This is a genomic window from Ochrobactrum sp. AP1BH01-1, from assembly GCF_018066705.1.
Taxonomy (GTDB): Bacteria; Pseudomonadota; Alphaproteobacteria; order Rhizobiales; family Rhizobiaceae; genus Brucella.
Genome location: NZ_JAGPOU010000002.1, coordinates 96,649 through 115,915 on the forward strand (window position 1 = coordinate 96,649; position 19,267 = coordinate 115,915).

Consider the following 19,267-nt stretch of genomic DNA (forward strand, 5'->3'; position numbering starts at 1 on the left):
CCAATGGGAAACGAAACCGTTCTGCGCAATGCCCGCATCGTGCTCGCCGACGATGTTGTCCTCGGTTCGCTGAAGCTCGTGGATGGCAAGATCGCCGATATCTCCGCAGGTGCATCCAATACGGGCGAGGATATGGAAGGTGACTTCCTGACGCCCGGACTGATCGAACTGCACACGGATCATCTCGAAGGGCACTATGCGCCGCGCCCGAAAGTGCGCTGGAACCCGATTGCCGCCGTGCAGGCGCATGACGCCCAGATTGCTGCCTCCGGGATCACCACCGTTTTCGACGCGCTACGCATCGGCTTCGATGATGACGCCGAAACGGGTATCGATGATATGCGCAAGCTTTCTTCGGCGATTGCCGAGGGCCGCGCGGCTGGCCGCTTGCGTGCCGACCATTTCCTGCACTTGCGCTGCGAGGTTTCAGCGCCCGACTGTCTTCCGGCATTCGAGCAGTTCGGCAACCAGCCGCTGGTCAGGCTGGTGTCGCTGATGGACCACGCGCCTGGACAGCGCCAGTTTACGGATATCGAAAGCTACAAGACCTATTTCCTCCGCAAGCTGAAATTCTCGGAAGAAGAGTTCAGGCTCTATTGCGAGCGACGTATTGGCCAGTCGCAGCAATATTCCGCGCCGACGCGCAAGGCGATTGCCGAACTGTGTCATCAGCGCGGGGTCATTCTGGCAAGCCACGACGACGCAACGGTAGAGCATGTGGCGGAGGCGCAGGCCCAGGGAATACGTGTCGCCGAATTTCCAACGACCCACACGGCTGCGAAGGCGTCAAAGGATTCGGGAATGTCGGTTCTCATGGGCGCCCCGAATGTCGTGCGCGGCGGCTCGCATTCGGGAAATGTTTCCGCGCGTGAGCTGGCGGAAGCCGGAAATCTCGACATCATATCGTCGGACTATATCCCGGCCAGCATGATGCAATCGGCGTTTTTCCTCGCTGATGTTGTGGAAAGCATCTCCTTGCAGCAGGCCATTCGTCTGGTTTCCTCCAACCCTGCCAAAGCGGTAGGGTTGGAGGATCGCGGCGAGATCGTCGGCGGTAAAAGGGCCGATCTGGTCCGGGTGCAGATTGCCGATCACGTTCCGATCATCCGCACCGTCTGGCGCGAGGGACGGCGGGTTATTTAACCCACCGAGATTGGCTTGGTCGGTTCCAGCGCCAGCTTGCCATCGTCCAGAATGTCGAGTTGCAGATAGCGATAGCTTTCAATGCTGAGATGGGATGTTTTCGGGGAATGCGGGTGCGTCGCGGTCACCACGACAACGCACGCACCGGCAGTTTCTCCGGCAACGATGCCGGCGGGCGCATCCTCGAACACAAGGCAGTTATGCGGATCGAACCCAAGCCGTTTCGCGCCCAGCTGGAAACATTCGGGGCTTGGCTTGCCACGCTCCACATCTTCGGCAGAAACAATCGTCTTTGGCACCGGCAACCCGGCGGCAGCGATGCGACGGCGCGCCAGCTCGAGCGGCGCCGAGGTTACAATCGCCCAGCGGTCTTCCGGCAGCGCGCTCAGAAACTCATGCGCACCGTCGATGGGCGCGATGCCATCCAGATCCGCCATCTCGGCCTGAAGCAGTATTTCTGCCTCGCGAATCGGGTCCACGCCCGGCAGGGCAAGGCGGCGGACGGTTTCAACCGCCCGGACACCATGGATCGTCGGCAGGAATGTAACCGGATCGATGCCGTGGCGTATCGCCCATTCGGCCCACACCCGTTCGGTTGCCTCGATGGAACTCAATATCGTGCCGTCCATGTCGAACAGAAACGCATCGAATGATTTGCCGAAAGGGGAAAAGGAGGTCACGCCGAATTTCCTTGAATTACGCAGATGAGAATCGGGAATGCTTCTGCACTCAATCATAGTGCGTATTGTACGAGAAGACAGCCTGACACTACAGTTGCATTCTTCGTGAAGCCGGGCTGCAAAGAGCAATTTGTCTGCATTCCGGTGTTCACGTACCTTAAAGTACGCTCCGTTCCGGTAGTCGAAATCACTCTTTTCGCCACGGCCCGACGAATTTGCAACTGTAGCGCTAATGCAGCCGGAGTTTTCGCGCCGGGTATGAAAACCCTCTTATGCTCACTATATTGGGCATGGATGGCCACAATAATCCCGGAACTTGAACATTTCGATCAATTGTGGCTTTTGGCACCAGTCCGAATTTAAATAAATGCCGAAAGGGCTGGTTGCGACTGAATCGCATTCTCAGGATTGTTGTATAAATGACTGAAATAAAATCAAAAAAACGCAACTATCCCGATGCGCGCTTTGCCGTTGCTCCCATGATTGATTGGTCGGACAGACATTGCCGTTATTTTCACAGGCTCTTTTCCAGGCATGCGCTGCTCTACACCGAAATGGTTGTGGCGGACGCCATCATTCACGGTCCCCGTGACCGGCTGCTGGGCTTCGATGCAGCCGAACATCCTGTGGCGCTGCAACTTGGCGGTTCCGATCCGGCTAAGCTGAAAGAGGCGGCGAAAATCGGTGCCGATTACGGCTATGACGAAATCAATCTCAACGTTGGCTGCCCATCGGATCGCGTCCAGTCCGGAACATTTGGAGCCTGTCTCATGCAGACCCCGGATGTGGTTGCGCGTTGCGTTTCAGCCATGAAGGAAGCGGTTTCCGTGCCCGTCACCGTCAAATGCCGCATCGGCGTTGACGATCAGGACGTGGAAGCAGCACTCGATACTTTGGCCGATATGACGCTTGACGCAGGCGCGGATGCGCTTTGGGTCCATGCCCGCAAGGCCTGGCTGAAAGGGCTGTCGCCCAAGGAGAACCGTGAGATTCCGCCGCTCGACTATGATCGCGTCTATCGCCTCAAGGCGCGGCTTGGCGATGTTTTCGTCGGCATTAACGGCGGCATCAATACGCTTGATGAGGCGGAGCAGCACTTGCAGGCTGTCGATGCGGTGATGCTCGGTCGCGCCGCTTATCATAATCCGGAGATTCTGGCAGAGGTGGATGCGCGTCTTTATGGCGACGAAAAGCGCGATACCGCGATGGCAGATATCATCGACGAGATGTGCGCTTATATTGATCGCCACGTCGCGGCCGGCGGCAGGCTTTCCCATGTGAGCCGCCATATGGTGGGGCTTTTTACCGGACAGCCGGGCGCACGGCGCTGGCGGCAAATCCTTTCGACAGATGCCACCAGGCCGGGGGCGACGAGTGATGTTCTGCGTCAGGCTTATGCCGTTGTGACAGAAGCCGCAGCAGAAGCTGCTTAATCTATAAGAATAAGCTGGTCGCCGCGGACGGTGAACCCGCCGAGCGTCTGCAGAAAATTCATGCCGAGCAGGCTGCCGGTCATCAGCCCTTCCTTCGTCACCATGGCGCGCACATTCTGGCGTTCGATATCGCCGATCTGCAAGGTGGCGATGGTGATGACTGCCGCGCTTGCCTGGCCATTGGCCGTCATGATCGGAACGGAATAGTTGAGCGAAGCGGTGTTTATGCCTGCGCGCTCCGCATCCTGCTGGGAGAGGACGACCGAGGATGCGCCGGTGTCGACCAGGAAGTGCACCCGTTCGCCATTCACCCGTCCATTGACCTCGAAGTGGCCATTTGCAGCCTTTGCAAGCGTGACGGTCAGTGCTCCATCGGCATTGCGCCCCGAAATAGGACTGCCGGGGATCAGCCCCGCCGTGATCCGGCTTGCAGCGTCCTGCAATTCATATCGGTACTGGTAGCCCGCAACGAGACCGAGAATGATAACCGCCCACATCGCCATGTTGCGTGCAAAGTCGGTCAGCTTGATGCCGGAGCCAAGCAACCCCGCAGCGAGCACGACGCCCCATATGCCCATATAGGCAGCACGGGCAAACACGTCATTGGCCATGCCCAGCGTTGAACCGCTGTCATTGTTGGACATCAGCAGCAGGACAACGATCGCGACCGCCGCGATAATGAGCCAGAAAAAGCGCCCCATCAGCCAATTCTCTTTTCTACGATGATTTCGTGCCTGTCGGCGAGAAGCGACAGGACAGCCATTCTTTCTTCAGCGCTCATGGCGGACCAGCGTGCGATTTCGTCAAGCGTCCGGGCGCAGCCGAGGCAGAAACCGGTTTCCGTGTCGATTGTGCAAACCAATATGCACGGGGATTCGATGGTTGTCGTGTCCATGAATGCAATGTGGTTGCGTCAAAGGGCCATGACAAGCCCGGCGAGAACGGCAATCGAACCGATCTGCTGCGCCGCACCCAGAGTATCGCCCGTCTGTCCGCCTATCTTGGCCGCGCAAAGTCTGGCGAAGCCGAAAAGCAGAACTGTCGTCACTACAAGCGCATTGATGAGCGCGAGGAAACCGCCGGAGGGTATCAGTGTAAGGACAAGAACGGCCATCCCGATGCCGGAGCCGCAAACAACGGTCTCCCATTGCGGCTGGCCGACGCTGTCGGAAAGCCCGCCCGGACGCGCCGAGGGCAGGGCATGCCAGAACGCAAGCATGCCAGCGCGGCTTGCCGCTTCGCCGCCGATCAGCGCAAGCACTGCGTATCCTGCACCCGCACGGTCGATGATCGCCATCAGGAGAGACGCTTTTACACCGACAAGGACGATCAGGGCAAGCGCGGCGAAAGTCCCGATGCGGGAATCCTTCATGATGTCCAACCGGCGATCAGGCGTCGATGCTCCGAAAAAGCCGTCGGCGGTATCGCCCAGACCGTCTTCATGAAGCGCGCCGGTCATTGCCGCCAACACGCCAATCGCAAGCAGCGCACAAGCGAGCGGCGGAAGGTTCAATCCATGAGCCGCATAAAGCACGGCGCCTGCCAGCAGGCCCAAAACCGCTCCGGCGAGGGGAAAGGCACGGGCATTGCGCGGCAACGAATCATAGCCATTCTCGAACCAGCGCTGCGGAAGCGGCAGGCGGCTCAGGAAGCCGAGGCTGCGGATCGTGTCGTCAATGAGACTGTTTCGCTGCAAGTCACTGTTCCACTTTGTTTCCTGAACCGGATTTTCGCGATAATTCGCCTCAATGTTGCTTCAACTCAAAGAGGTGATTTGAAAATTCGCGTCAGTGCTTATAGGACGAGCCCGACGAATTTACACCTCCCATCATTGATTGGACTGAACCTATGAGCGCCAGCGGCCTACCTTTTGACGATTTCCGGGAACTGATCCGCAATCTGCCGGGGCCTGATCTTGGGGCGGAAAGGGCTGTTCGCGAGCGTGAGGCTACGCTGACCAAGCCGGCTGGCTCGCTCGGCCGCATGGAAGAGATCGTGGCGTGGCTGGCCGCATGGACCGGCAAGCGCACACCGCAGATCAATCGCCCGCTGGTTGCGGTATTCGCCGGAAATCACGGCGTGACGGCCAAGAACATCACGCCGTTTCCGCCAAGCGTGACGGCACAGATGGTCGAGAATTTTGCCGCCGGTGGCGCTGCCATCAACCAGATCTGCATCGCCAACGATCTCGGGCTGAAGGTTTTCGATCTGGCGCTGGAACACCCGACCGGGGACATTACCGAAGAAGCGGCGATGGACGAGCGTAGCTGTGCTGCGACCATGGCCTTCGGCATGGAAGCGATTGCCGGTGGCACCGACCTTCTGTGCATCGGCGAAATGGGCATCGGCAACACGACGATCGCGGCGGCAATCGCGCTGGCGCTCTTCGGTGGTGCGGTGGAAGATTGGGTTGGACCGGGTACGGGCTCGACGGGTGAACTGCTGGAGCGCAAGCTTGCAGCCGTTCGTCAGGCGGTTGCGCTCCATCAGGCGCATCTGCAGGACCCGCTGGAGGTGTTGAGCCGTCTCGGGGGCCGTGAAATCGCAGCCATGGCTGGCGCAATCCTCGCTGCGCGCATGGAGAAGATTCCGGTCATCGTCGATGGCTTCGTGGCAAGCGCCGCTGCTGCGGTTCTTTATGCCGCCAATTCGGAAGCCATCGATCATTGCCTGTTCGGGCATGTTTCCGCAGAACCCGGCCATCGCAAGCTCCTGGAGAAAATGGGCAAGCAGCCGCTGCTCGACATGGGAATGCGCCTCGGAGAAGGAACCGGCGCTGCACTCGCAGCCGGTATCGTCAAGGCGGCAGCCCTGTGCCATAGCGGCATGGCGACTTTCGAGCAGGCCGGAATATCCGGCTCGAAGTAACGCTTGCCATGCTCATCAAAAAAAGCCCGCTATCAAGCGGGCTTTTCTTTTAAATCAACATCTTAAACGAACTAGTTGTTATCTTTGTCGAGCACCATGTAATCAAGCGGCAGTTCGGTCGTGTACTTGATCTGCTCCATGGCGAATGACGACGACACGTCGCGGATTTCTATCTTGCTGATAAGGCGCTTGTAGAAAGCATCATAAGCGGCGATATCCGGCACGGCCACGCGCAGCAGATAGTCCACATCACCGCTCATGCGGTAGAATTCGATAACCTCAGGGAATTCCTGCACCACTTCCGAAAAGCGCTTCAGCCATTCATGGCTGTGCGAGCTTGTGCGCACCGATACAAACACCGTTACACGCGCATTGACGCGAACCGGATCGAGAATGGCGACACGGCGCTTGATGACGCCATCTTCTTCGAGCTTCTGGATGCGGCGCCAGCACGGCGTCGTGGAAAGGCCAACTTTCTTGGCAACGTCTGCTACCGCAAGTGTCGCGTCTTCCTGCAATAAGCGGAGTATCTTCCTGTCGAGCCTGTCCATGCGTTTCCGTTCCCGGTTTTAGAAATCGTTTCCCGAACTATGCGAATAGGTGAAACGTCATACCTTATGGTTCGCAATGCAATGAAGTTACAGGAAAAATATTCTGATGAAAGCGAACGGAGTAAAAATTATTTATCGTCCCCGATGAGGTGCCGCACTTTTGCCTGAAGAACAGGCACGACTTCAGCGTCGAACCAGGGATTTCGCTTGAGCCAACCGCTGTTGCGCCATGAGGGGTGAGGCAAGGGCAGGGCGATTCGCCCGGCCTGATTGGGCGTTTCCATGAAATGGCGCCAGTTCCTGACGGTCTCGGTCAGATTGCGGCCCCGATAGTCGGGCAGATGATAGGCAAGCGCGTATTGCCCGACGACCAGAATGAATTCCAGTTGCGGCATCGCGGCGAAAACGCGGTCATGCCACGTCTGGCGGCATTCGCGGCGCGGCGGAAGATCGCCGCCATGTTTGTCATAGCCGGGGAAACAGAAACCCATCGGTACGATGGCGAAGCGCGCCGGATCATAAAACTCTTCGCGCGACACGCCGAGCCATTGCCGCAGGCGGTCTCCGGAGGGGTCGTTGAACGGCAAAGATGTGTTATGGACGCGAATGCCGGGTGCCTGGCTGCAAATGGCAATTCTTGCCGTATTCGAGACGATACAGACGGGATTGGGCTCGTGCGGCAGGGGCGGCGGAAACCGAGGTATGTCGCGACAGATACGGCAGGCCCGGATCGAGTGTTTGAGCTCGTCCAGTTTTTCCATGAATTCCATCAGCTCCGGGGATAAATCATTTCAATGAGGGTGCGAATATGTTCCCTTATATAGGTAAATGCATCGCGGATTACAGCCAGGAGCGGTTTGTGTTCGATTGGCTGTTCGATGTTCTGGTTGTGATGCTCTTTGCGCCACAGGTACGGTTGCTCGAACTTTCCGGCCCAGATGCCGCGCTGGCCGTGACGGGCATCTCTTTCCTCGCGTTGATAATCGCCATAGGAAACGGCCCAGCCCTGTTCGACCATCCAGCGGTTGAGATCGGTTTCTCCAAGATAACAGCGCGCCAGATCGCGGCCATACTGATCCCGCCCCTCGGTCTCGCATCGAATCGGGGACTTGCCGATTCTGGATCGCAATATGTTGCGGGCTTCCTTGCCACAATCATATGGGGTTCCCGCCCGGACACATTGCTGTTGCATCTCCGGCGCGTCGATGCCCTTGAGGCGTATATGTATCTTGCCAAGGACCACTGTATCGCCGTCGATCACATAGACCGGGCCGGTCAATGCCCCTTTGGTCGGCGTTTGAAGCGGCAGGTAGGCAATCAGTGCGACTAAAATAGAAAAAAGTAATATAGTCAATAAGATACTGCGAAAACTTATGCTGTTGCTTTTGCGGGAAGAGCGATAGGGGCGTCTGTAAGGGCGGCGGTATCTGCTCATAGGTGGCTTCCCCACTCCCCGTAGGCCCTGACCTTGCGACAGACTGCGAGTTTGTGTCGATGGCGTCAAGAAGGGCAGATTTCCGGTCGCAACAACAGCCCGTTTGTTGTCAATTAGCAACAGTCTTTACCGATGCTTTAGGCTAGAAAGAGCTATGGTAGATTTTGCCCATTTCCCGCCACAAACAGGCGTCACCGATCATTGGAAAGGCAGAAGCCACCAAAATATTGGGAGCTGCCAAGCTCCAACAGGATAGGCAGGAATGACGAAGGGCGCGTTGTTGCACGGCAAACGAAGTGGGAACAGGATAATCCCTGTTCGTGCACCCTTTATTCTTTCCAATGATGGTAAGGCTTTTTTCGGCCAAGATCGGGTCTCAGTCTTGACGAAAACAGCGTGCATTCTGTCCTCTATGAATGTTTCCTCCACTGTGTGTGAAAGACCAGCGTTGTGATGCGTATTCGCAGTTTTTCATATAGCGCCCTTGCCATGGCTCTCGGTTTTGCCATCGCCTGTAACAGCGCCTTCGCTTTCGACCTCAATGACGATTCAGAAAAGTCGAGAAGCCCGTTTGAACTCTTCAAGTTCGGTTTCTCCGCATACAAGAACGGTCATAAGGACGAAGCGATCAAGGCGCTGCGCTATGCTGCGGATCGCGGACATCAGGGCGCAAAGTGGAAACTGGCCCGCATGTACGCCGATGGCGACGGCGTGCCGGAGAACGACTACGAAGCCTACAAGATTTTTGAAAAGATCGTTCGCGAAGGCTCGGAGCCGGGGTCGGAAAACGACTCCTATGTGGCTGATGCCCTCGTGGCGCTCGCAGGCTATGTAAAGCGCGGCATTCCGGGGTCTCCTGTTCGTGCAAATCCGAGCATGGCGCGCGATCTTTATGTGCAGGCCGCCTCGAATTTCGGTGATTCCGCAGCCCAGTTCGAACTTGGCAAGATGCTGCTCGATGGGGATGGCGGAGAACGCAATTCCGTTCAGGCCGCTCGCTGGTTCCAGCTTGCCGCCAAGAAGGGCAATGCCGGCGCCCAGGCCATGCTTGGCAACATGCTGTTTCAGGCCGGCAAAACCGTCCGCGGCCTTGCCATGATGACGGCGGCTTTTGAACGTTGCCCGACCGAGGATTGCCCGTGGATACGCGATATGCAGGAACAGGCATTCTCAATTGCCGGTGAGGCGGATCGTCGTAACGCGATCGCGCTCTCCAGCGACTATGCTATCAAGGGCGATTTCTGATCTTCTTCTTTATCGCACCTGACTATACAGCCGCAGTGCGATCATCAGACCGAAAGCGTTATCGTCACGGGCACGTGGTCGGATGGCTTTTCCCAGGCACGGACGTGCTTTTCCACATCACTTGATATGAAGCGGTTGGCTGCTTCCGGCGACAGCATCAGATGGTCGATGCGGATGCCATTATTCTTCTGCCATGCGCCGGCCTGATAATCCCAGAACGAATAAATCCCGCCATCATCCGTGGATGCACGGATTGCATCGGTGAAACCCATATTCTCGAGCCTGCGGAATGCCTGGCGCGATTGCGGCTGGAAGAGCGCATCGCCGACCCACATGGCGGGGTTCCTGGCGTCCTCCGGCTCGGGAATGACGTTATAGTCGCCGGCAAGCACAAGCGGTTCCTCAAGGGCGAGGCGGTCTCTGGCCCAAAGCTCCAGCCGCTGCATCCATGAAAGCTTGTAGGGAAATTTCTCTGTGTCGACCGGATTGCCGTTCGGCAGGTAAAGCGAAACGACACGGATGACGCCTTTGTCCGTCGAATAGATGCCTTCGATGAAGCGTGCCTGTTCGTCACCGTCATCGCCCGGAAGGCCGCGATTGACCTCATCGGGAGATTTCTTGGACAGAAGCGCGACGCCGTTGAAGCCTTTCTGGCCGTGCGTTTCCACGTGATAGCCGAGCGCTTCGATCTCCAGGCGTGGAAACTGGTCATCGACCGATTTGATTTCCTGCAGGCAGGCAATGTCGGGCGAGGACTCCTTCAGCCAGTGCAGGAGGTTGTCGATGCGGGCTTTGACGCCGTTGATGTTCCAGGTCGCTATTTTCATATCGCTATGATTATGCGGTTGGGGAGGTGAGGGCAAGCAGCGCGCAATCGCGCGTCACAGCTTTTCATCGGCTGCAATTTCAGTATCTGCTGATATTTCGGCGCAAGACCTTTGTATTGGCGGTTTGCATTCCTATTTGCTCTGGACAGGAGCCAAACAGGAGATATTCGAATGTTCGACGCCAAGAAACTTCTCGAACAGTTTCTGGGATCGCAAATACCCGGTACGTCGGGAAGCGTCCGCGACAAGGCCGGGCAGGTGACAGACCTGGCAAAGAAGAACCCGCTCGCAACAGGAGCCATCGCCGCCGCCATTCTCGGTACGAAGACAGGGCGCAAGCTCGCGGGCAATGTGGCAACCGTTGGCGGTATCGCCGCCATCGCCGGACTGGGATATCTCGCCTACAAGAACTACAAGTCCGGACAGGCACCGCAAGAAGCTGAACAGCCGGTCGCCAGAGAGCCTGAACTTCTTCCGCCGCCTCCGGCGGATTCTCCGTTCCACCCGCAATCTCCGGCGATGAGCAACAGTTTTGCGCTGACGCTTGTGCAGGCAATGATTGCAGCTGCGAAAGCCGATGGCCATATCGACGATGTCGAGCGCGCCCGCATCATGGAGAAGGTGAAGATTTCCGGCCTGGACGATGAGGCGGAAGCATTCATTGAGAGGGAACTTGCCGATCCCGTGGATATCAACGTTCTGGTTTCTGCCGCGCAGACTGAGGAACAGAAGGTCGAGCTTTATACGGCTTCCCGCCTCGCAATAGACCCGGATAACAGGGCTGAACGCGGATATCTGGATATGCTGGCCGGGCGGCTCGGTTTGCCAGATGTCCTGGTGGATCACATCGAGGCGACGGTCGCCTCGGTCAAGGTTTGAAACTGGTCGTTTTCCCGCCCAAATGAAAAACCGGCTGTCGATCGGCAGCCGGTTTTGAATTTCTCGCTCTCGCGCCTGTTAAGGCATGTCGTACTTTGTCGTATTCAAACGAGATGCTTTAGATGGCGAAGCTCGTTCCGCAGCCGCAGGCCGAAGTGGCGTTCGGATTGCGGATCTGGAACGACTGTCCCATCAGGTCGTCGACAAAATCGATTTCCGAGCCATCCATATAGGGAACCGAAATGGAATCGATCAGCACCTTGGCGCCGAGCTTTTCGATAACGATGTCGTCGTCAGTCTGCTCATCGACCAGATCGTATTTATAGGAGAAGCCGGAACACCCGCCGCCTTCGACAGAAACGCGAAGGGCAGTCTTTCCCGGTTCCGATCCGAGAATCTTGGCGATCCGCTTTGCCGCGGAATCTGAAACGGTAATGCCTGTCATCTGCCTTGTTCCGTTTGCAATGGCGAATATCGAACCGGGTAATTTCTCGGATTTCAGATAGCCGCATACTTGCCTTCATGATTAGCTGATAGCTATGAACGCAAATAGCGGAAGTCAATGTATGTACCCGGTCCGCACCGGTTTGTGTAATCATATTACAGTGAAGGATGCATCGCAATGTCGCTGGAAGGAATAGGCTTCGGTTATCGCGAACGCGCGCCCTATGCCTGTGATCCTGCGCGGAGCCGTGGCCGTCTGGTGCCGGAACCGGAGAGCCCGACCCGCACGCCATTCCAGCGCGACCGCGACCGAATCATCCATTCCACGGCCTTCCGCCGTCTGAAACACAAGACGCAAGTTTTCATCGCACACGAGGGTGATCATTACCGCACGCGTCTCACGCATACGATAGAAGTCGCCCAGATTGCCCGCGCTTTGGCCCGCGCATTGCGGCTCGATGAAGATCTGGCCGAAGCGGTGGCGCTTGTGCATGATTTCGGTCACACGCCATTCGGCCATACGGGCGAGGAGGCACTCAACGAGCGCATGAAAGCCTTCGGCGGCTTTGATCACAATGCGCAGTCGCTCCGAATCGTGACCAAGCTTGAGCATCGCTACGCCGATTTCGATGGCCTCAATCTCTCATGGGAGACGCTGGAAGGGCTGGTCAAGCACAATGGCCCGCTGTTGGGCGCACATGCGACGCATCCGGATGTCCCGGTTCCGTTGCCGATTCTCGACTTCAATGAACGCTATGATCTGGAACTGACGCGGTTCGCCAGTCTGGAAGCGCAATGCGCGGCCATTGCCGACGATATCGCCTACAACGCCCATGACATCGATGACGGCTTGCGGGCAGGGCTGTTAAGTCTCGATGCATTGGATGAGGTGCCGTTGACGAAACGCCTGCTCGATCTTGTGCGGGCCCGTTATCCCGATCTTGACCCCGTGCGCACCGGTCATGAACTGGTGCGCAGGCAGATTACCACCATGGTGGAAGACGTGATCGAGGAGGCCCAGCGCCGTCTGGCCGTGGCAAAGCCGCAAAGCGTCGAAGACGTACATAATCAGTCGCGTGCGCTGGTGGCGTTTTCCGACCCCATGCGAACCGATGAAAAGGTGTTGAAACGGTTCCTGTTCAAGAACCTCTATTTTCACGACAGCGTCGTGGTGCGCAGGCACGCCGCCGACAAGATATTGCAGGACCTTTTTGATGCCTGTTTTGCCGATCCGTCGATCATGCCGCCAGAGTGGCAATCGGGATGCGAAACGCTGGATGAAGCCGCGCGTGCGCGGCGGGTTGCGGATTATCTTGCCGGGATGACTGACAATTATGCCGTGCGGGAACACCGACGATTGTTTGACCGCACACCCGATTTAGCTTAATCGGGGCCAAACGAAGCGGCATTTCCGGCAGACTGGCCGGATTCCGCAGAAAATTTAGAGCATTTCCAGCAAAAGTGCGAAGCGGTTTTGCGTCGGACAATGCGACGAAACAAAGCCCGGCGGAAGCCTGACAGGACAGACCATGAATATCTTTGCAGATTTCGACGCACGTATCAAAAAGACGTTGCAAGATATTGATCTGAAACCGAAAGACGGTAGCGAACTCGACCTTTCCCGCATCGGTGTCGAGCCGCCGCGAGATGCTTCCCATGGCGATATTGCAACCAATGCTGCGATGGTGCTCTCCAAGGCTGTCGGCCAGAACCCGCGCGAACTTGCCACCCGCATCGCCGAGGCGCTTGCTTCGGATGAGGATGTCGAAACCGTCGATGTTGCCGGTCCGGGCTTCATCAATCTGCGTCTCAAGGCCAGCTACTGGCAGCGCGAGCTCGCTGCAATGTTGAACGAGGGCACGGATTTCGGTCGTTCCAAACTCGGGGCTGGCACGAAGGTCAATGTCGAATATGTTTCGGCAAACCCGACTGGTCCCATGCATGTCGGCCATTGCCGTGGCGCGGTCGTGGGCGATGTTCTGGCCAATCTGCTCAAATTCGCAGGCTATGATGTGGTCAAGGAATACTACATCAACGATGCGGGTGCGCAGATCGATGTGCTGGCGCGGTCCGTCATGGTGCGTTACCGCGAGGCGTTAGGCGAAAATATCGGTGAAATTCCGTCAGGTCTTTATCCCGGCGACTATCTCGTGCCGGTCGGCCAGGAACTTGCGAAGGAATTCGGCACGAAGCTTCTGGAAATGCCGGAAGTTGAGGCGCTCGCTCTGATCAAGGACCGCACGATCGACGCCATGATGGCGATGATCCGCGCCGATCTCGATGCCCTCAACGTGCACCATGACGTCTTCTTCTCGGAACGCAAACTGCATGTCGATCACGCGCGGGCGATTCGCAATGCAATCAACGACCTGACGCTCAAGGGCCATGTCTATAAGGGCAAGCTGCCGCCGCCGAAGGGCCAGCTTCCGGAAGATTGGGAAGATCGTGAGCAGACCCTGTTCCGTTCGACCGAGGTGGGCGACGATATTGATCGTCCGCTGATGAAGTCCGACGGCGCTTTCACCTACTTTGCTGGCGATGTTGCCTATTTCAAGGACAAATACGACCGCGGCTTCAACGAGATGATCTATGTGCTGGGCGCCGATCACGGCGGCTACGTCAAGCGTCTGGAAGCGGTTGCAAGGGCTGTTTCCGACGGAAAGGCGAAGCTGACGGTGCTGCTCTGCCAGCTGGTCAAGCTTTTCCGCGACGGCGAGCCTGTGCGCATGTCGAAGCGGGCAGGCGAGTTCATCACGCTGCGCGACGTAGTTGATGAAGTCGGCCGTGACCCGGTTCGCTTCATGATGCTCTACCGGAAGAACGATGCGCCGTTGGACTTCGATTTTGCCAAGGTGACGGAGCAGTCGAAGGACAATCCGGTCTTCTACGTGCAATATGCTTCCGCGCGTTGCCACTCGGTTTTCCGGCAGGCCGCCGATCAACTCGGCCTGGCCGATCTCGATCGGGTCGGCATGGCCGCGCATTTTGACAAGCTGACCGATGAAAGCGAAATCGCGCTCGTTCGCAAGCTCGCAGAATATCCGCGTCTGATCGAAGCAGCAGCCATCCATCAGGAGCCGCATCGGCTGGCTTTCTACCTCTATGACCTCGCCAGCGCGTTCCATTCGCAGTGGAATAGAGGCACAGAGAACCCGGACTTACGTTTTATTAAGGTTAACGATCCAGACTTGTCATTAGCCAGGCTAGGGCTGGTACAGGTTGTTTCCGATGTGCTGACTTCCGGACTGACAATAATCGGTGCGGATGCTCCAACGGAAATGCGCTAGAGTATAGTTTGGAAGGTGAAGGCCTTTTGAAACGAATTATACTCGAAGAATGGTCTCCGCAGTTTGCGCGCCGGAATATGCGGCGTGAGATGATTTCGGAGACCAGGCGACTGTCATGAAGCTTTTCAGGTCGAAAGACTGATTGAAGGCAAAAGTTGGCAAGTCGAACAGGTGGAAGGCCATAATGAACGCAAGTCATTGGTCTTCCTTCTGGCGCAGGAAACTTCCGTCAACTTTTGCCCACATTGCCTCGCTAATAAAGCAATGTATGGAGACGTCTTGCGGCGTCCAGGGTTTGAGTTAGGAACACGCTATGACGGACAGCAGTGCAAATCCCCGTAATTACGGCGAGCGTCCGTTGCACGAAGACGACCCGCTGATGGAACTGTCGCGGATCATGGACTTCGGCACGCCTGCTGATGACAACGTCGCTTGGAATGAGCGCCGACCTAGTTACTTGGAAGATAGCCGGACAGAGCCAAGTTTTGATCCATCGCTGGATCTGGAGCGCGAGCTGCTCGGTGATTTCAATGATTATTCTCAGCCTGCGGACCAGTCACAGTTCGCGGTGCCGACGCACGACGCTTCCTATCAGTCTGGCGAACCTCTGATACATGAGGAAGAACTTGCTTCCGCCCTGGAAGATGAGCTTGATCTTCAGATGGATGAGGACGAGCTGGCCCCCGAAGTGGAAACGCCTTCCTTCGAGACGCTTGAATTTGAAGAAGCCGATCGCACCGAACCCGTACCGCAATTCGACTATAACGACTATTCGGCTGCTCGTGATTCGCACGAAGATAACTTCGCCGCATCGTCTTCGGTATACAGCCGCAGGGAAACTATCGAGCCGCTTCATATCGATCAGACCGATTACGATCCGACGATCTTTCAGCCGGCCATAAAGCCGCACGAAGAGGCTTACCAATCGGCACGTGCTCACGACTGGAATGTTCAGGCCGTCGAGCCCGAACAGCAGTCATATGCTGCGGTTTCCGCGCCGGTTTCGCTTGAAGACGAACTGGAAAATCTTCTGTTTGGCGACGAGCCGCAGCCAGTGGCTCGTGACGAGACCGAGACTTATTTCTCGCATGTTGCGCCCGCAGAAACGCCAAATCTCTATCACGATGCGGCACCAGTGCAGAATTCTGGATATCAGGACGCGCCGGAACTGGAAGACCTCCGCTTCGATGATTTGCAGCTCGATGATCTGGCCTCTGATAGCGAATCTGAAGCTGTCGCGCCGTCAGAGGATGCGGGAGCCTACACGCCGCAGGCTGTTCCTTCCGGGTATCCCTATTATACGCGGAGCAATTTTTCTTCGGGAGTTGCAGGGCAGGATTCGGTAGCGAAGACGCCGCAGGCCGACTATGCCCCTGTAGCGGATCCGGCATCCCCTCTTGGCAATGAAGACGATTTCTCCTTCGAAGACGATTTTTCGTTCGATGTTGAGGAAACCGCAGCTCCAAGTGTTGCCGAGGGAACTGACGACGATCTCTCGGAATTGAATGAAATCAGCTTGTCGGAAGACGATTTCGGTTTCGAAACATCCGGCGACGTTTCCGACATTGCGGACGAAAGCGCTTTCACTGAAGAGGATTTCTTCACGGAAGATGATCTTGATCTGAGCGCGGAACCTGAGGAAGAAGTCACTGCTTACGCACATGCTGTGCGTTCGGATGATGATTACCGGACTTCCCCGGCTTCGTTCTCACCGTTCGGAGCTGCTCACAGGGCTGCGGTAAGCGCGCCAGCGCCGGAAGTCGAGACATTGAGCGTTGCCGAAGAAAAGGTCGAACAGACACATTCGCTCGATCTGCCGGAAATCAATTACGGCGAAGAAGAAAGCAATGCCGGGCTGACGGACCTCGAAGCGGAATTTGCAGAGGTCTTCAATACGGTTGGCGTCGATGAATCGGCAAAGTCCGATGCACAGACCGAAGCTGACAGGGCTTTTGAGGATATATTCCGCGAAAGCGCTTCCAGCTATCTGCCAAATTCGGGTGCCAGTGTTGGCGCCGCTGTCGGCGCTGCCGCATTGGGCGTTGGTGCAGCCGCAGCTGCCGGGGCATATGGCCGCTCGCAGGCGACCGCGCAAGCTCCGGTGCAGCCTTCCAGCCAGCGGGGCAATGAGGACGACTTCTACAATCATTGGGCCGCCCAGGGTGCGCAGTCGCTCGAAGCCGGTGACTATGGCGAACGCGCTGCGATGCAGCCGGAAGACGACCTTGGCAGCGCTGCCGAAGCCTATCGCAATCGCCCGGTTCGCGGTCGTCGCGGCCTTATTCTGGCGAGTGTGGCCGGTGTGGCGGTGCTGCTTGGCGGTATCGGCTATCATTTTATCGGCGGCAGCGGCTCCGGCGAGCCGGTCGTGATTCGCGCCGATAATCAGCCGATCAAGATGCAGCCGGAAAATCCGGGCGGTGCAACAGTGCCGAACCAGGACAAGGCGGTGTATGACCGCGTTGCCGGTACGCTGCCGAACAATCCGGAACAAAAGTCGCTGATTACGTCCGGCGAAGAGCCCGTCGATATTTCCGGCACGGATGACAGCGAGAACATGGTGGACAACACCCCTGACGAGCAGCAGGTGGTGGATAATGCTCCTGCTGCCAATCAGGACACCAACCGCAATGCGCCGTTGGTCCAGCCACGCGAAGTGGAAACCATGATCGTGCGGCCGGATGGCTCTATCGTTCAGCCGTCCCCGGCGCCGGAGGAAACTGTCTCGCAGCTGCCACCGGTAAACGCTACCCCGCCGGCTGCAACAGCGCCTGCGGGCGGTGACGAAATCGGCGCGCTTACAGCAGGCAATGCGCCAGCAGAACCAGCCGCGCAGGCACCGTCGCCGCAGCCACAGCCGGCTGCCGAAGCGCCGCGTCTTCCTGTCCGCGCTCCGGTGGTTCCGTCGCGTCCTGCGGAGCAGCCAGTCAATATTGTCGGCAATGTGCCGCAGCGCACGCAGGCTCCGGCTGCTGCCAATCCGGCTCCCGCACCGGCTGCAACGCAGGTTGCATCGGCGGCAGGTGCAGGCGGTTACTTCATCCAGATCGCTTCGCAGCCATCGGCTGAACTGGCCCAGAAGTCCTATGCGAACATGGCCCAGAAGTACGGCAGCGTGATCGGCGGACGCAGCGTTGACATCAAGCGCGCTGACATTCCGGGCAAGGGCACTTACTATCGTGTCCGCGTTCAGGGCGGCTCCAAGGAAGACGCATCTGCACTTTGTGCACGTCTCAAGTCCGCTGGCGGCAGCTGCTTCGTCACGCAGTGATCAATCGGACACTGAATATCGAAAGGGCGGCTTAGGTCGCCCTTTTTCATGGTCCACTACCAAGCCTTGGTTTTTTCGGTTAAACCGGAGCGGGCTTGTTTGAGTACAGCATTTCCGGACAATTTTGGGGAAGAACGCATGAAAGAGTGCAAGGCATGGATTGCCGGCGTGTCGGGAACGAAACTGACAGAAGACGAAATCGCGTTTTTCCGCGACGAAAAACCGTGGGGCTTCATTCTTTTTGCGCGCAATGTCGAAAGCCTGGAACAGGTTTCCGAATTGACGGCGCATATGCGTGACCTGACGGGACGCGACCAGACGCCGGTTTTCATCGATCAGGAAGGTGGCCGCGTGCAGCGGCTTCGCCCGCCGCTCGTGCCTAATTATCCTTCTGCCTCGGAAGTCGGTGCGATTTACGCGCGCGATCGCGAAGCAGGTCTGCGCGCTGCATGGCTTCACGCTCGCCTCCATGCATTCGATTTGCTGAAAGTCGGCGTCAATGTGGACTGCCTTCCGGTGCTGGACGTGCCCGTTGAAGGCGCGCACGATGTTATCGGCGCGCGAGCCTATTCCAAGAATCCGCATGCGGTTGCCGAAATGGGACGAGCTGCGGCTGAAGGCTTGCTCGCCGGTGGTCTGCTGCCGGTGATCAAGCATATGCCCGGGCATGGCCGTGCCTTTGCCGACACGCATAAGGAACTTGCCCGCGTCACCGTTCCTCTCAACGAACTGGTCGCGCATGATTTCGTGCCGTTCAAGGCGCTGAACGATCTGCCGATGGCCATGACGGCTCATGTCGTTTTCGATTGCATCGACCCGCAACGCCCATCGACATTGTCGCCAACCGTCATCAACACCATCATTCGCGATGTCATCCAGTTCGATGGCCTTGTCATGAGCGACGACATTTCCATGAAGGCGCTGTCGGGCAGCCTTGGCGATATTGCAGACGGCATCATTGGTGCGGGCTGCGATATGGTTCTCTATTGCGCAGGCGTGATGGAAGAACTGAAGGAAGTTGCGGCACGCGTGCCGGTTCTTGAAGGCAAGGCAAAGCGCCGCGCCGATCTGGCTGAGGTTTATGCAGGCGAACCCGATCTTTCCGATGAGGAAGAATTGCGCGCAGAATTCGGCGCCATGTTCGAACTGATAGCGTAATCGTCAAAACTTGATAAACTGAGATCGTCGGCGGACCATCCGCCGG

General features: G+C 57.3%; 18 protein-coding genes. 9 read left to right on the forward strand and 9 right to left on the reverse strand.

From position 1 onward, the window contains the following. Positions 1 to 3 precede the first annotated feature (3 nt). Entirely contained in the window at positions 4 to 1,143 is a 1,140-nt protein-coding gene (locus J9800_RS05870) for an alpha-D-ribose 1-methylphosphonate 5-triphosphate diphosphatase (protein WP_114215543.1), read from the forward strand. On the opposite strand, the gene J9800_RS05875 is transcribed toward J9800_RS05870, so the two are convergent. After that, positions 1,140 to 1,823, reverse strand: coding sequence for an HAD family hydrolase (locus J9800_RS05875; protein ID WP_114215542.1), 684 nt, complete (start codon positions 1,821 to 1,823; stop codon positions 1,140 to 1,142). The genes J9800_RS05870 and J9800_RS05875 overlap by 4 nt on opposite strands. A gap of 419 nt (positions 1,824 to 2,242) precedes the next feature. Here J9800_RS05875 and dusA point away from each other — a divergent pair, with 419 nt between their 5' ends. Next, on the forward strand, positions 2,243 to 3,256 hold the full coding sequence (dusA, locus tag J9800_RS05880; RefSeq protein WP_114215540.1) for a tRNA dihydrouridine(20/20a) synthase DusA: 1,014 nt from the start codon (positions 2,243 to 2,245) through the stop codon (positions 3,254 to 3,256). Here the strand turns inward: dusA and J9800_RS05885 are convergent. From J9800_RS05885 to J9800_RS05895, 3 genes are read right to left on the reverse strand one after another with little or no spacing between them, the layout of a single operon-like run. Next, a complete protein-coding gene (locus J9800_RS05885) occupies positions 3,253 to 3,957 on the reverse strand; it encodes a TIGR02281 family clan AA aspartic protease (protein WP_114215539.1) in 705 nt (234 codons plus the stop codon). The two genes, dusA and J9800_RS05885, sit on opposite strands and share 4 nt — an antisense overlap. Then, positions 3,957 to 4,151, reverse strand: coding sequence for a DUF1289 domain-containing protein (locus tag J9800_RS05890; protein ID WP_114215538.1), 195 nt, complete (start codon positions 4,149 to 4,151; stop codon positions 3,957 to 3,959). The genes J9800_RS05885 and J9800_RS05890 overlap by 1 nt, the downstream gene beginning before the upstream one ends. An 18-nt stretch (positions 4,152 to 4,169) precedes the next feature. Next, positions 4,170 to 4,952 carry an adenosylcobinamide-GDP ribazoletransferase gene (locus J9800_RS05895; protein ID WP_210845667.1) on the reverse strand — a complete coding sequence of 261 codons (783 nt, stop codon included), beginning with the start codon at positions 4,950 to 4,952 and terminating at the stop codon, positions 4,170 to 4,172. 152 nt (positions 4,953 to 5,104) lie between these two features. On the opposite strand from J9800_RS05895, the gene cobT reads away from it, so the two are divergent. Beyond that, entirely contained in the window at positions 5,105 to 6,124 is a 1,020-nt protein-coding gene (cobT, locus tag J9800_RS05900; RefSeq protein WP_114215536.1) for a nicotinate-nucleotide--dimethylbenzimidazole phosphoribosyltransferase, read from the forward strand. Positions 6,125 to 6,195: 71 nt separating this feature from the next. Here the strand turns inward: cobT and J9800_RS05905 are convergent, their stop codons facing one another. The 3 genes from J9800_RS05905 to J9800_RS05915 all read right to left on the reverse strand — a co-directional run bounded on the left by J9800_RS05905 (position 6,196) and on the right by J9800_RS05915 (position 8,110). Next, positions 6,196 to 6,675, reverse strand: coding sequence for an Lrp/AsnC family transcriptional regulator (locus J9800_RS05905; protein ID WP_006466649.1), 480 nt, complete (start codon positions 6,673 to 6,675; stop codon positions 6,196 to 6,198). A gap of 128 nt (positions 6,676 to 6,803) precedes the next feature. Continuing rightward, entirely contained in the window at positions 6,804 to 7,445 is a 642-nt protein-coding gene (locus tag J9800_RS05910; RefSeq protein WP_114215535.1) for a uracil-DNA glycosylase family protein, read from the reverse strand. Next, complete coding sequence (locus J9800_RS05915; protein WP_114215534.1) at positions 7,445 to 8,110, reverse strand: thermonuclease family protein; 666 nt, start codon at positions 8,108 to 8,110, stop codon at positions 7,445 to 7,447. Before J9800_RS05915 ends, J9800_RS05910 begins: the two co-directional genes overlap by 1 nt. 453 nt (positions 8,111 to 8,563) lie before the next feature. Between J9800_RS05915 and J9800_RS05920 the strand changes: the two genes are divergently transcribed. Then, positions 8,564 to 9,355, forward strand: a complete 792-nt coding sequence (locus J9800_RS05920) for a tetratricopeptide repeat protein (protein ID WP_112587946.1) — start codon at positions 8,564 to 8,566, stop codon at positions 9,353 to 9,355. 44 nt (positions 9,356 to 9,399) lie between these two features. Here J9800_RS05920 and xth read toward each other — a convergent pair whose 3' ends face one another. After that, positions 9,400 to 10,182: an exodeoxyribonuclease III gene (gene xth / locus J9800_RS05925; protein ID WP_114215533.1), complete on the reverse strand. Its 783-nt coding sequence runs from the start codon at positions 10,180 to 10,182 to the stop codon at positions 9,400 to 9,402. A 171-nt stretch (positions 10,183 to 10,353) separates the two neighbouring features. Here xth and J9800_RS05930 point away from each other — a divergent pair, with 171 nt between their 5' ends. Continuing rightward, complete coding sequence (locus tag J9800_RS05930; protein ID WP_114215532.1) at positions 10,354 to 11,061, forward strand: tellurite resistance TerB family protein; 708 nt, start codon at positions 10,354 to 10,356, stop codon at positions 11,059 to 11,061. Positions 11,062 to 11,179: 118 nt separating this feature from the next. On the opposite strand, the gene erpA is transcribed toward J9800_RS05930, so the two are convergent. Then, positions 11,180 to 11,506 carry an iron-sulfur cluster insertion protein ErpA gene (gene erpA, locus J9800_RS05935; RefSeq protein ID WP_006471759.1) on the reverse strand — a complete coding sequence of 109 codons (327 nt, stop codon included), beginning with the start codon at positions 11,504 to 11,506 and terminating at the stop codon, positions 11,180 to 11,182. Positions 11,507 to 11,683: 177 nt separating this feature from the next. Here erpA and J9800_RS05940 point away from each other — a divergent pair, with 177 nt between their 5' ends. The 4 genes from J9800_RS05940 to nagZ all read left to right on the forward strand — a co-directional run bounded on the left by J9800_RS05940 (position 11,684) and on the right by nagZ (position 19,221). Beyond that, the gene (locus J9800_RS05940) at positions 11,684 to 12,892 is read left to right on the forward strand and encodes a deoxyguanosinetriphosphate triphosphohydrolase (protein WP_114215531.1); all 1,209 of its coding nucleotides are present in this window, start codon (positions 11,684 to 11,686) and stop codon (positions 12,890 to 12,892) included. Between the two features lie 142 nt (positions 12,893 to 13,034). Further along, the gene (argS, locus tag J9800_RS05945) at positions 13,035 to 14,792 is read left to right on the forward strand and encodes an arginine--tRNA ligase (RefSeq protein ID WP_114215530.1); all 1,758 of its coding nucleotides are present in this window, start codon (positions 13,035 to 13,037) and stop codon (positions 14,790 to 14,792) included. A 313-nt stretch (positions 14,793 to 15,105) separates the two neighbouring features. Then, on the forward strand, positions 15,106 to 18,063 hold the full coding sequence (locus J9800_RS05950) for an SPOR domain-containing protein (protein WP_114215529.1): 2,958 nt from the start codon (positions 15,106 to 15,108) through the stop codon (positions 18,061 to 18,063). A gap of 138 nt (positions 18,064 to 18,201) precedes the next feature. Next, positions 18,202 to 19,221 (forward strand): beta-N-acetylhexosaminidase, encoded by a 1,020-nt coding sequence (nagZ, locus tag J9800_RS05955; RefSeq protein WP_112587960.1) that lies wholly within the window; start codon positions 18,202 to 18,204, stop codon positions 19,219 to 19,221. Positions 19,222 to 19,267: the final 46 nt, after the last annotated feature.